This is a genomic window from Kurthia massiliensis, assembly GCF_000285555.1.
Classification (GTDB): Bacteria; Bacillota; Bacilli; order Bacillales_A; family Planococcaceae; genus Kurthia; species Kurthia massiliensis.
The window spans coordinates 78,172-90,497 of the sequence record NZ_HE611003.1 but is presented as its reverse complement, the minus strand read 5'-3'; the positions used below and the strand labels follow the sequence as shown (position 1 = coordinate 90,497).

The 12,326-nt window shown below is 40.2% G+C and carries 11 protein-coding genes; 9 read left to right on the top strand and 2 right to left on the bottom strand.

Annotation, left to right across the window (positions count from 1 at the left end; all coding sequences use genetic code 11):
- Nucleotides 1-96: 96 nt before the first annotated feature.
- The 5 genes from KMHG_RS15010 to KMHG_RS14990 all read left to right on the top strand — a co-directional run bounded on the left by KMHG_RS15010 (nucleotide 97) and on the right by KMHG_RS14990 (nucleotide 5,775).
- Complete coding sequence (locus KMHG_RS15010; protein WP_010290743.1) at nucleotides 97-1,233, top strand: methyl-accepting chemotaxis protein; 1,137 nt, start codon at nucleotides 97-99, stop codon at nucleotides 1,231-1,233.
- 113 nt (nucleotides 1,234-1,346) lie between these two features.
- Complete coding sequence (ypfJ, locus tag KMHG_RS15005; RefSeq protein WP_010290742.1) at nucleotides 1,347-2,192, top strand: KPN_02809 family neutral zinc metallopeptidase; 846 nt, start codon at nucleotides 1,347-1,349, stop codon at nucleotides 2,190-2,192.
- Nucleotides 2,193-2,515: 323 nt separating this feature from the next.
- Entirely contained in the window at nucleotides 2,516-3,229 is a 714-nt protein-coding gene (locus KMHG_RS15000) for a YebC/PmpR family DNA-binding transcriptional regulator (RefSeq protein WP_010290741.1), read from the top strand.
- Between the two features lie 216 nt (nucleotides 3,230-3,445).
- A complete protein-coding gene (locus KMHG_RS14995; protein WP_010290740.1) occupies nucleotides 3,446-5,146 on the top strand; it encodes a methyl-accepting chemotaxis protein in 1,701 nt (566 codons plus the stop codon).
- Nucleotides 5,147-5,211: 65 nt separating this feature from the next.
- Nucleotides 5,212-5,775, top strand: a complete 564-nt coding sequence (locus KMHG_RS14990; RefSeq protein WP_010290739.1) for a YdcF family protein — start codon at nucleotides 5,212-5,214, stop codon at nucleotides 5,773-5,775.
- A gap of 40 nt (nucleotides 5,776-5,815) precedes the next feature.
- Here KMHG_RS14990 and KMHG_RS14985 read toward each other — a convergent pair whose 3' ends face one another.
- Nucleotides 5,816-6,922, bottom strand: a complete 1,107-nt coding sequence (locus tag KMHG_RS14985; protein WP_238984700.1) for a YecA family protein — start codon at nucleotides 6,920-6,922, stop codon at nucleotides 5,816-5,818.
- A 200-nt stretch (nucleotides 6,923-7,122) separates the two neighbouring features.
- Between KMHG_RS14985 and KMHG_RS14980 the strand changes: the two genes are divergently transcribed.
- From KMHG_RS14980 to KMHG_RS14965, 4 genes are all read left to right on the top strand, one after another.
- Nucleotides 7,123-8,820 carry a M3 family oligoendopeptidase gene (locus KMHG_RS14980; RefSeq protein ID WP_010290735.1) on the top strand — a complete coding sequence of 566 codons (1,698 nt, stop codon included), beginning with the start codon at nucleotides 7,123-7,125 and terminating at the stop codon, nucleotides 8,818-8,820.
- Between the two features lie 143 nt (nucleotides 8,821-8,963).
- A complete protein-coding gene (locus KMHG_RS14975; protein WP_010290734.1) occupies nucleotides 8,964-10,046 on the top strand; it encodes an AI-2E family transporter in 1,083 nt (360 codons plus the stop codon).
- A 79-nt stretch (nucleotides 10,047-10,125) separates the two neighbouring features.
- Nucleotides 10,126-10,590, top strand: a complete 465-nt coding sequence (locus KMHG_RS14970; protein WP_010290732.1) for a hypothetical protein — start codon at nucleotides 10,126-10,128, stop codon at nucleotides 10,588-10,590.
- An 81-nt stretch (nucleotides 10,591-10,671) separates the two neighbouring features.
- Nucleotides 10,672-11,274 carry an alpha/beta hydrolase gene (locus KMHG_RS14965; protein WP_010290731.1) on the top strand — a complete coding sequence of 201 codons (603 nt, stop codon included), beginning with the start codon at nucleotides 10,672-10,674 and terminating at the stop codon, nucleotides 11,272-11,274.
- A gap of 42 nt (nucleotides 11,275-11,316) precedes the next feature.
- On the opposite strand, the gene KMHG_RS14960 is transcribed toward KMHG_RS14965, so the two are convergent.
- A complete protein-coding gene (locus KMHG_RS14960; protein ID WP_010290730.1) occupies nucleotides 11,317-12,318 on the bottom strand; it encodes an inorganic phosphate transporter in 1,002 nt (333 codons plus the stop codon).
- Nucleotides 12,319-12,326 lie beyond the last annotated feature (8 nt).

The window sequence follows — 12,326 nt, the reverse complement described above, 5'->3', positions numbered from 1 at the left end:
GGAACTACGGGGCTCGCCTACTAAAAAAGTGAAGCCGCTGTTTCGAGCAAGTGGAAACAAGCAAGCACTGTTCGTAGGAATCTCCCACTTCAAGCAATGTTCGAAGGACGGCTAAGTGGGGGTAGTTCAATTCCAGAACTGATTTGTGGCACACACGAATATCATTTTAGATTATTAATGATTCATGCGGTATTTCTCATCTTAACGAGCGCGGCGAATATTGCGCTGATCGTGCAACGTAACGAAGCTGTGAAGCAAGAAGAGCGCATGCGTAAACAATTGTTAGACCAAGAGCGCAATCATATTTTAAAAACATTTGATCACGCGATGAACTCGTTGCATGAAAAGGCTGAAGAACTCGTCTCTAGTTCGCAACATTCACATCATGCGCTCGAGCAAACGAGATTGTCGATTTTAAATTTAAATACGACGATTGAAACACAAGTAGAAGATTTAGAGATGTCTGAGCGTCAAATGAATGAATTAAGCGATAGCTTATCGATGATGACGCAACTCGCGGTTGAAGGAAAAGAAAAAGCGCAAGAAGTATCACAAAAAGCGATGACAGGCCAACAAATGATGGCGAGTACGCAAGCGCAATTCCAAAAATCGACGACGTCCGTAAATCATTTAGCACGCACGATTGAAACGTATCAACAAAAAGTCGCGCAAATTGATGACTTAGCAAAACAAATTACAGCCATTGCCAGCCAAACGAAATTACTCGCATTAAATGCATCAATTGAAGCGTCGCGTGCTGGCGAACAAGGTCGTGGCTTCGCAGTCGTGGCGGGAGAAGTATCGAAGCTTGCTGAACAATCTGACGGTGCTGCGTCTTCCATCCAACAACAAATTAGCCAAATTGTCGGCGATGCACAGCGTATGTTGATGGAAATGGAAGAAGTGTTAGAAGAGTTACACGAAAGTCATACGTATATGAACGATTCGGAGTCGACATTTGAGCGTATTACGAGCGATACGGTCGATACGAAAAAGCTATTAGAACAATCAGCAGCACATACGTTGTCAGTAGATGACCATTCGAAAAAGACGCTTGAAAACTTAGATAAGCTCACGACATTACTGAAAGAAAATCAACATACGGCGTCCACGATTATGATGCATGCGGAAGATCAAGTGCGCGGTGTGAAAAACATGACCGAACTGGCGCAAGTGCTGCGTGAAATTTCGCGGGAGATGTCCGTTTCATCGGAAAAACTACGAAAAGAATAGACGAAAAAGGTTGTGCGATATCGTGCAACCTTTTTTCATGCAATGTAGGACTCCACAATTTCGTTTTTGTATGGGAAAATAAGGGTATATCAACGACAAAGTGAGGTGCTTCTATGGAATGGAAAGGCAGAAGACAAAGTAAAAATGTCGAAGACCAACGTGGTAAAAGCGGGGGCGGGTTAGCACTTGGTGGTGGACTCGGTGGCGTCGGCATTATTATTGTCATTATTTTTACGTTACTCGGTGGCGGAGACTTAGGGGACGTATTGAACTCAACAACATCAACAAATACGGCAACAGAGAATTACACGCCGACAGCAGAAGATGAAGAATTAGCAGATTTCGTCAGCGTCGTACTCGCTGATACCGAAGATGTGTGGCGCGAAGTATTTAAGAAAAACGGGCTCACATACGAAGAGCCAACACTCGTGTTATTCACAAATAGCGTCGCAACAGGTTGTGGGAATGCGACATCAGCAGTCGGACCGTTTTACTGTCCAGGCGATCAAAAGTTATACATCGATTTAAGCTTTTATCAAGAATTAAAAAATCAATTTAATGCGCCAGGCGACTTTGCGATGGCTTACGTTGTCGCGCATGAAGTTGGTCACCATGTACAATATTTATTAGGTACATCAACGAAAGTGAGCAAGCAACAGCGTCAAGTATCGAAAACGGATGCGAATGCGTTATCGGTAAAATTAGAGCTGCAAGCAGATTACTACGCGGGCGTATTTGCGCATCATAATAAAGAATATTTAGACCAAAGTGACTTCTCAGAAGCGATTAAAGCAGCAAGTGCAATCGGTGATGATACGTTACAAAAACAAGCGCAAGGTTATGCGGTACCAGAATCATTTACACACGGTACGTCTGCACAACGTATGAAATGGCTAGAACGCGGTTATCAATACGGCGATTTACAACATGGTGATACGTTTAGCGCATCCGATTTATAATACGAAAATAGGGTATGGCTTATAAGACAGCCCTATTTTTTTGCTTCGTTCAACATTTCTTGTCGGTCATGTTAGTACCTTGTATAATTTTTTCTTTTTCCAACTATTCGAATAGTGTATAATAAGTCCGTTAATGGCTCAGACTTTAAAAGTTTTGATGTCACCATCTATATTCATATGACTTCTTATGAAAGAAGTTTCGGATAATAACCGTCAGAACTGCGGAAATCGCTTCGTGAACAGAGCAGTGATATTACGCTGCTTTTCGAACGTTAGACGATCATAAGTTCAAGTATCCTAATTTTGAAAGAGAGTGAAACAACATGGGACGTAAGTGGAATAACATTAAAGAAAAAAAGGCTGCAAAAGATAAAGATACTAGCCGTATTAACGCTAAATTCGGTCGTGAAATTTATGTAGCGGCTAAATCAGGCGAACCTGACCCAGAATCAAATGGCGCTTTAAAAATCGTTTTAGAACGCGCAAAAACATATAGTGTACCAAAACATATTATTGACCGTGCAATCGATAAAGCAAAAGGTAACGTAGATGAAGTATTCGACGAATTACGCTACGAAGGCTTCGGTCCAAACGGTTCAATGGTTATCGTTGATGCATTAACAAACAACGTAAACCGTACTGCTTCTGACGTACGTGCTGCTTTCGGTAAAAACGGCGGTAACATGGGCGTTAAAGGTTCAGTTGATTACATGTTCACAAAAACAGCTGTATTCGGTATCGAAGGCAAAGACGCAGATGAATTATTAGAAACATTCATCATGGCTGACATCGACGTACGCGACGTATTCAACGAAGGCGATACTGCAATCGTATACGCTGAACCAACAGACTTCGCACGTGTGCAAACTGCATTAAAAGCAGAAGGCATTGAAGAATTTGCAGTAGCTGAAATTTCAATGCTTCCTCAATCAGAAGTACAACTTGACGATGAATCAAAAGCACAATTCGAAAAAATGATCGAAGCATTAGACGAATTAGAAGACGTTCAACAAATCTACCACAACGTAGAATTATAATGTCCGAGCATATAAACGGTGGCAAAAGTTCAAACTTTTGTCACCGTTTTTTTGTTGTTTAAAAAAATTTTGATTTCCTTTTCATCATTTGTGTACAGTTTGTGTAAAAAGTTTGTCATGAATTGTAAGTACGTATCCTCAATAGTAAAATAAGATTATAAAAAATCTGCAGTATAGTTATAAAAAACTATAACTTTATACTGGGAGGAGCACGATATGAGAAAATATTTTAACTTTCGGTCATTGAGAAAAAAAGTGTTATTCGGTTTTATGGCGATTATCGCCGTTAATTTAATGGTGAGCGCCTATAGTATTTATGCTATCAATAATATGAATCATCATTTAGAAGACCTCGGCAATGATAAAATGCCACTCCTCGTAAATGACGAGCAAATGTCATTTAATATTGCTGAACGGATTGCACTCGTACGTGGATATTTATTAACAGGGGAAAAAGATTATAAAGATAAATTTGAACAATATCGTGTAGAAGCAGATAAGATTGAAAAAGAACTGCAAGCACGTTCTATATCTGCAGAAACGAAAGCATTACTCGAAAAAAATCATGAATGGGACCGTATCATCATTGACGAAGTGTTCGCAGCGTATGATCGTGGCGATCACGAAAAGGCGTCTCATATTTTACAAGGCGATGCACAAACGTATGCCCGCGATATGATGGAAGGCTTCTCAAATATTGCGACGAACCGCGAAACACAAGTGTTAGCAGATAGTCAAAAGGCAATTCAAGTCGGTCAAAACATCATTAACATTTCAATGACTGTGACGGTCATTTTATTAATAGCAGGGATCGGCATTGCAGTATTTACAGCGAATATGATTACACGTCCATTAAATCGCGCCATTGCACAGCTTGAAAAAATTGCGACAGGTGATTTAACACTTTCACATATTTCGACGCCACTACGAGATGAGACATCGAAGCTCGTTCATATTAGCAATGCGGTGCTCGATAACAATAAGCAAATGATGCAAAGTATTAAACAAAATGCAGAAGTTTTATCAGCGCATAGTGAAGAATTACATCAGTCTGCTAACGAGACGACTGAAACGTCGACGCAAATTGCGACGACGATGAATGAACTAGCGCAAAGTGCAGAGTCACAAGCCGGCAACTCTGGCGATATGTCATCGAAAATGGATCGCTTTACAGATCATTTAGAAGAAGTGAGCCATCACGGTGAACAAATTAAGCACCACGCGTTGACTGCGCTTGAACATACGAAAGCAGGTCAAAATATGATGGTTGACTCTGTTCAGCAAATGGTTGAAATTGATGACGTCGTTAAACAATCTGTGACGAAAGTACATCGCTTATACGATCAATCAAAAGAAATTACACAGCTCGTAAAAGTCATTCAAGACATTTCAGATCAGACGAATTTACTCGCTTTAAATGCGGCAATCGAAGCTGCACGTGCGGGTGAACAAGGGAAAGGATTTGCGGTTGTCGCAGGAGAAGTAAGAAAATTAGCCGAGCAAGTATCGGTTTCGGTCTCTGACATTACGACGATTGTGGACGGTATTCAACATGGTACACGCGACGTCGTAGAATCACTTCAAAGTGGTTATGATGCTGTTGAAAAAGGTACGACACAAATTAAACATACCGGTGATAATTTCAAAACGATTCACGATGCGATCATTGAAGTCGCACATAATGTTAATGAAGTGTCGCATAGCTTAAATGAAGTACTAAGCGAGAGCGTTCAAATGTCACGCATCGTTGAAGAAAATGCGGCGCTTACTGAACAATCTGCAGCAGGCATTCAACAGACGACTGCATCTGTCGAACAATCGAACGTATCGATGCACGAAGTGACGAAAAGTGCAGACGATTTAGCGCAAACAGCAGAAGCGCTTATGGGACTCGTCAATCGTTATAAATTAGCGTAATGAAAAAGGAATCGTACGACGTGTACGGTTCTTTTTTAGTACAATCAACAAAAGGGGTGATAAAGATGTGGAAACGAATTGGGACATGTGCAGCGCTCGGCATCATCGGTTTATATAGTGGTGCGACACTCGCTTTAGCAAATGGCAAATATCCGAAAGCAAATGGACGATATGATACGATGATCGTCCTCGGTGCAAAAGTACGAAAAGGTGGCGTACCGAGTCGCGCATTGCGCTATCGTTTAGATACAGCGAGTGCGTATGCGAAACGCTATCCGCACGTTCGCATTGTCGTCTCAGGTGGCCAAGGGTTTGACGAAGATGCGACGGAAGCGTCGGTAATGAAAAACTATTTAGTGGCGCAAGGAATTGATGCATCGCGTATTATTGAAGAAGATGCGTCGACATCTACATACGAAAATATTTTGTTTACACGTCGTTTATTGCCGGACGTTGAAGCACTGACAATCGTCTCGAATGATTATCACGTAGAGCGCGCGAAAGTGTTGGCGAAGCGGCAAGGGCTACAAGTAGATACGCTTTGTGCACCGACGCCGAAAAGTATTCAACGAAAAGTGCGTGAGCGCGAGAAGTTGGCGATTTTACGTGCGTGGTTATGGGCAAAATAAAAAGAGGCTAGGGAAACCTAACCTCTTTTTTCGTGTCATATTATTTTGCTAAGTATTCAGCGATTTCTTTACGGTATTTAGATAGAGATGAAGAAGAAACATCGAAGTGTTCAGCTACATCTTTCACTTTTGTTAAGCCGCCTTCTGGAATAACGCCAGCTGTTTGACCAGCAAGGATTGCACCAGCTGCTACCGCGCCAGCTTTTTTCGCTTTGATTGTTGCTTCTGCTAAGTATACATCTACTGCTTTCACAAAATCAGTTGCTTCTAAGTTAAATTCTTTTAAGTAACCAGCTACTAATGCAGCGATTTCTTGTTCGAATGTTTGTTCTTCAGCAACAACAGCTTCTGTTTCAACGATTTCTTCAGCTTCTACTGGTTCGCCAGCATCTGCATCACCGTCTTCTTCTTCAATTGCAGCGTCAGTTGCTGTAACGTCTTTTGCTTCAACAGGAGCAGTTTCGTCTTCAGCAACTTCGTTTTCAAGAATTTCAACGAATGCTTTGAAAAGTTCTAATGCATCAGTTGTGCCGTTTTCAAGTTTAGCTTTGATAATATCAGTTACCATGCTTAAACCTTCAGGGATGAATAATGTGCTTTGAGAAACAGACACACCGTTTTCAGCGATACGAGAATCTTTGAAGATTATGCCGAATACCCATTTAGCTGATTTTGAGCTGTCTGAAACAGGCATTGCATAAGTTTCACCAGTTTTAACGTCTTTTAAGTTTAGAACTTTGTCATCGTTACCAGTAACTTCTGCTAATACTAGTTTAGGTTCAGCCCATTGCTTGAATACATTTTTCACTTGTTCGCGGTTCGCATCATCTGCAACAACAGATTCAACAAATTGTTTCCACTCAGTTGGTTCGTCTACGTACATCGTTGTATCCATTACAGCGATGTCAAGATAACCTTCTGGAAGGTGTGGAGCATGTTGAAGAGCTTCATGCCACTCTTGATAACGAGCTTGTAATTTATAATTGAAGTTTTGATAATAATTTTGAGCGAATACGCCTTGTAAACGTGAAATTTCGCTATCAATTACTGTAGTAATATCGCCACTTGCGTTTTTACCATGACACTTTTTATACTTTTTGCCACTACCACATGGACAAGGATCATTACGTCCTACCAATGTAAGCACCTCACTTTAAAATTTAGGCATAAAATTAGATTATCACAATGTAGAGAAAAAAATAAGTATTTTACGCTAATTTACAGCATTTTGGTAGATATTTCCGCCTGAAACGTGTTACGGTAAAAAATCATTGCAAATTTTTAGATAATAAATGACAATAAAAGTAATAAATATTTCGGCTTACGAAATACGAGGAGGAACTGATTATGATCACGTTTAATGATTATCAATATGCGCGCCCAGACATGGACGAATTAAAGCAAGACTTCGAAACATACTTACAACAATTTAACGAAGCAGAAACGGTAGAAGCACAAAGTGAGATTATCGATGACATTAATCGACTACAAAATCGTTTCTCAACAGCGTCGAACATTTGCTACATTCGTGCATCAATCGATACGAATGATGAATTTTACAAAGCAGAACGTGATTACTTAGATGAAGTGAGTCCACAATATGAAGATCTCGTAACAGATTACTATAAAGCATTAACGACGTCGAAGTTCCGCGATGAGCTAGAAGCGAAATGGGGCAAACAATTATTTGACCTTGCAGACTACCAAATTAAAGGTTTTTCAAAAGAGACAATTGATTTAATGCAAAAAGAAAATAAATTATGTTCTGAATATCAACAGCTCGTAGCATCTGCTCAGATTACGTTTAACGGTGAAACGTACACGTTGGCACAACTAGGGCCATTTGCAGAGTCAGATGATCGTGCGGTGCGTCAAGCAGCGATGCAAGCACGTTTTGATTTCTTCAAAGCGAACGAAGCAACATTTGACCGCATTTACGATGAGCTCGTAAAAGTGCGTCATGAAATGGCTGTAAAAATGGGTTACAAAAACTATGTAGAGTTAGGATACGTCTTAATGAACCGCGTCGACTATAATGCGGACATGGTAAAAAAATATCGCGACCAAATTCGTGACGTTGTCGTACCGTATGCAACACAATTACGTGAGCGCCAAGCGAAACGTATCGGCGTGGATAAACTGAAGTTTTATGACGAGGCGTATTCATTTAAAACAGGTAACGCAAAACCGAAAGGCGATGCAGACTGGATCGTCAAAAACGGTCAAAAAATGTATAGCGAGCTTTCTCGTGAAACGAATGAGTTTTTCAATTTCATGTTAGACCGCAACTTAATGGATCTTGTTGCGAAAAAAGGGAAAGAAGGCGGCGGTTACTGTACGTTTATCGAAGATTACAATTCACCGTACATTTTCTCAAACTTTAACGGTACATCAGGTGACATCGACGTGTTAACACACGAAGCAGGTCACGCGTTCCAAGTCTATTCTAGCCGCAACATCGGTATTCCTGAATATTTATGGCCAACGTACGAGTCTTGTGAAATTCATTCAATGAGTATGGAATTTTTCACATGGCCTTGGATGGACTTATTCTTTAAAGAAGACGTCGATAAATATAAATTCTCTCACTTAGCAGAGGCATTATTGTTCTTACCTTATGGTGTCGCTGTCGATGAATTCCAGCACGTCGTGTATGAAAATCCTGAAATGACACCAGCAGAACGTAAAGCAGCATGGAAAAAAATAGAGCAAACGTATTTACCACATCGTGATTATGACGGCTATGATTATTTAGAAGCGGGCGGTGTATGGCAACGTCAACAACACATTTATAACAGCCCGTTCTACTATATCGATTATACGCTTGCGCAAGTATGTGCATTCCAATTTTGGAAACGCGACCGCGAAAATCATGCGGATGCGTGGAAAGATTATATTCATTTATGTCGTCAAGGTGGTTCAAAATCATTTACACAACTTGTCGCAGAAGCAAACCTCGTCTCACCATTTGAAGACGGTTGCTTAGAAAATGTGATGACCGCGATTCGTGCGTATTTAGATGGTGTCGATGACGCATCACTATAAGTAGAAAAGAGCCGCGCATCTGCACGGCTTTTTTTGTTTTAGCGATTTTTAAATAGGGAAATGACTTTATGCTATGCTTTTAGCGAAGTCCCTTTGACTTACATACGCTATACTGAAAGGTAAAAAGAGAAAGGAATGACCGTATGCTTAATAAAAGATGGTTTCAAATTGGCTTAGGTATTTTAATTGCCATTTTAATTATTAAATTTTTCTTAGAAATCAACCATATTTTCAAACCACTAGGCATCATTATCGGCTCTATCTTCGTACCGCTCCTAGCAGGGGGTATTTTATTTTATGTGACAGAGCCACTGCAACGTTTATTAGAAAAGCGATTTAAATTTAAACGTTGGACGAGTATTTTAGCAATCGTTTTCTTAATGCTTATTTTAATTTTCATCGCCGTATCATGGGTTGCACCGTATTTAACGAAACAAATTACATTGTTAATCGACAACATCCCTTCATTGTTCGGTATGGCGAGTGATGGTATTGATAAGTTGTTAAAAAATCGCGAAAACTTACCACCACAAGTGACGAGTGCGATTAATGACTTTATTGATTCATTGCAAGATTATGCCGTGTTAACGAGTAAGCTCATTTTAGACGTGTTAACGATCATTATTAACTGGGCATTGCTGCTCATTTTAATTCCGTTTTTCTTCATTTACATGTTGAAAGATCACGAAAAATTCCAGCCGAAAATTTATAACATTTTCTCTGGTGATACACGTGAATGGGTAAAACAAACGTTAAAAGATATTAACGACGTACTAAGCAGCTACGTTCAAGGACAAATGCTCGTCAGTGCGATTTTAGCGATTTTAATGTTTATCGGTTATAAAATTATCGGTTTAGAATATGCATTACTGCTTTGTATTTTAGCATTCTTCTTAAACATGGTACCGTTCATCGGTCCGTGGATGGCGTTTTTACCAGCGTTCTTTATCGGACTTGTACACGAGCCGATGCAAGCACTTTGGGTTTGTATCATTACGCTTGTCGTCAACCAAATCGACAGTAACTTCGTAACACCGAACGTCATGGGGAAATCACTCGATATCCACCCATTAACGGTTATTACCGTTATTTTAGCGGCAGGGAATATTCTCGGCTTCGTCGGCATTTTACTCGGTGTGCCAATCTACGCGGTCATTAAAGTGATCGTCATTAACGTCTACGAACAGCGTCGTAAAATTCGTGAGTTCGCAAAAGAAGATGTATAGTGATCAAGAGCTTCCTCTGTTAGGGAAGCTTTTTTTCTTGTATACTAATATTTAAGTCCAATTTGAGGAGCGAAAATGAATGTTATCATTTGAAGAAAAAAAAGCTATTATCGATTCATTTGACGAGCTAGTATGTAAGCCAATTTCAATGAACCGTTTAAATTATCATTATCCAGGAAGCCAATACGAAAAGAAAATTGTCGTTGAAAAATTACATCCAAACGGCAATGGTTTCGTCTATGTCGGCGACTTATTAGCGTATAAAGCAGATGATCGTGGTCTTGTGAATATCCGTGACTTCTCGGAAACACAATTACGTGAAGCAATCGAAGATTCAATTACGTATTTAACAGAAGTAGATGACGTCGTAGAAGAAGTAACGATCGAAGAAAGCTGGCGCAACCGTTCAGGCGATCAATTATTACTTACTTTTGATGGCGCATTTTGGAACGTCCTACATGGCTTTAACTTAGAAGAAAGCTTCGGCACACGTGACGATGCTACTGAATATTTACATTCAGAAGGTTTCTTAAAAGAAAAATAATTGTTTTTCAGACGCGTTTTTTGACGCGTCTATTTTTTTGTTTTATAATTATCTTGAAATCAAGATAATGGAGGCGATCATATGCAACACGTATTTATAAAAGGGAAAGCACAAGCACCGACATTTTTATTACTGCACGGCACCGGCGGCAATGAGCAAGATTTATTAGGACTGGGGCGAGAACTTGATCCAGATGCGAATTTACTCGGTGTGCGCGGTCAAGAATTAGAACAAGGAATGCCACGTTTCTTTAAACGACTTGGTATGGGTGTATTTGATTTAGATAACTTATCACTGCGTACGAAAGAATTGGCAGCATTTATCGATGAAGCAGCAAATGAATACGGCTTTGATCGTGACAATGTTATCGCAATCGGCTATTCAAACGGCGCAAATATCGCCGCAAATTTATTTTTCGAAGTTGGTAAAACGGTGAAAGGCGCGATTTTACATCACGCAATGATTCCACGAGAAGACGTTACACTAAGTGATTTAACAGGCTTAAACGTTTGGATCGGTGCAGGGGAGAATGACCCGATGGTACCGGCGGACAATACGAAAGGCTTAGCGAACTACTTAATGAAGCACGGCGCAAATGTTGAGACGTATTGGCATCAACACGGCCACCAATTAACGATGGATGAAGTACACGCTGCAAAAGCATGGTATGAAAAAATGGCATAAGAAAAAGGCGCTGACATGCAGCGCCTTTTTTGCGGTTTACATTTATAAGAATAAGTTTAATAACCAGAAAATACAGCCACCCATTAAACCTGCAAGTGGTAACGTGATGACCCACGTAATGACAATGTTACGTGCGACACCCCATTTTACCCCTTTCGCATTTTGTGCTGCACCAACACCCATAATTGCAGATGAAATAACGTGTGTTGTTGAAACAGGTAAATGAAGTTGTGTAGCCCCGAAGATGATTAACGCTGAAGACATATCTGCAGCGACACCGTTAACAGGACGAATTTTCATAATTTTACTACCGACTGTTTTAATGATTTTATAACCACCAACAGATGTACCAAGACCCATTGCAATGGCACAAGAAATACGTACCCAAAATGGTACTTCAGAGCCTTGAGCTAATAAGCCACCAGCCATTAACGCCATCGTAATGATACCCATTGATTTTTGTGCATCGTTCGTACCGTGTGTAAACGATTGAACCGCAGCCGTTAAGATTTGAAGCTTACGGAAGCGATTGTTCGTTTTGTATAAACTCAAGCTTGAGAACAACACACGGAACAATGTCATCATTAAGAAACCGATGACGATTGCGATAAATGGTGAAAGAATTAACGCTTTAATAATTTTTGTGAAGCCTTCCCAGTTAATGACACCGAAGCCTGCTGACATTGCAGCGGCACCTGCAAGTGAACCGATTAATGCATGAGAAGAACTTGATGGAATACCAAAATACCAAGTTGCTAAGTTCCAAATAATCGCAGAGATTAATGACGCTAAAATGATGACAACACCATTTTCAAGTGCAAATGGATCTACGATGTCTTTCGCTAAAGCTTGGGCAACACCAGTAAACGTTATTGCACCGATGAAGTTCATTAGCGCAGCCATAATTACCGCAACACGCGGTGGTAATGCACGCGTTGAAACGGCTGTTGCAATTGCATTGGCTGTGTCGTGAAACCCGTTAATAAAGTCGAATGCTAAAGCAAAGAAAACGACTAAAACGGTGATAATAATTACACTATCCATTTTTACAG

Bases quoted from the DNA above. Each gene is read 5' to 3' on its own strand.
- KMHG_RS14980 (WP_010290735.1), top strand. From the start codon at position 7,123: ATGATCACGTTTAATGATTATCAATATGCGCGCCCAGACATGGACGAA.
- KMHG_RS14965 (WP_010290731.1), top strand. From the start codon at position 10,672: ATGCAACACGTATTTATAAAAGGGAAAGCACAAGCACCGACATTTTTA.
- KMHG_RS14970 (WP_010290732.1), top strand. From the start codon at position 10,126: ATGTTATCATTTGAAGAAAAAAAAGCTATTATCGATTCATTTGACGAG.
- KMHG_RS14990 (WP_010290739.1), top strand. From the start codon at position 5,212: ATGTGGAAACGAATTGGGACATGTGCAGCGCTCGGCATCATCGGTTTA.
- KMHG_RS14975 (WP_010290734.1), top strand. From the start codon at position 8,964: ATGCTTAATAAAAGATGGTTTCAAATTGGCTTAGGTATTTTAATTGCC.
- KMHG_RS15010 (WP_010290743.1), top strand. From the start codon at position 97: ATGTTCGAAGGACGGCTAAGTGGGGGTAGTTCAATTCCAGAACTGATT.
- KMHG_RS14960 (WP_010290730.1), bottom strand. From the start codon at position 12,318: ATGGATAGTGTAATTATTATCACCGTTTTAGTCGTTTTCTTTGCTTTA.
- ypfJ (WP_010290742.1), top strand. From the start codon at position 1,347: ATGGAATGGAAAGGCAGAAGACAAAGTAAAAATGTCGAAGACCAACGT.
- KMHG_RS15000 (WP_010290741.1), top strand. From the start codon at position 2,516: ATGGGACGTAAGTGGAATAACATTAAAGAAAAAAAGGCTGCAAAAGAT.
- KMHG_RS14995 (WP_010290740.1), top strand. From the start codon at position 3,446: ATGAGAAAATATTTTAACTTTCGGTCATTGAGAAAAAAAGTGTTATTC.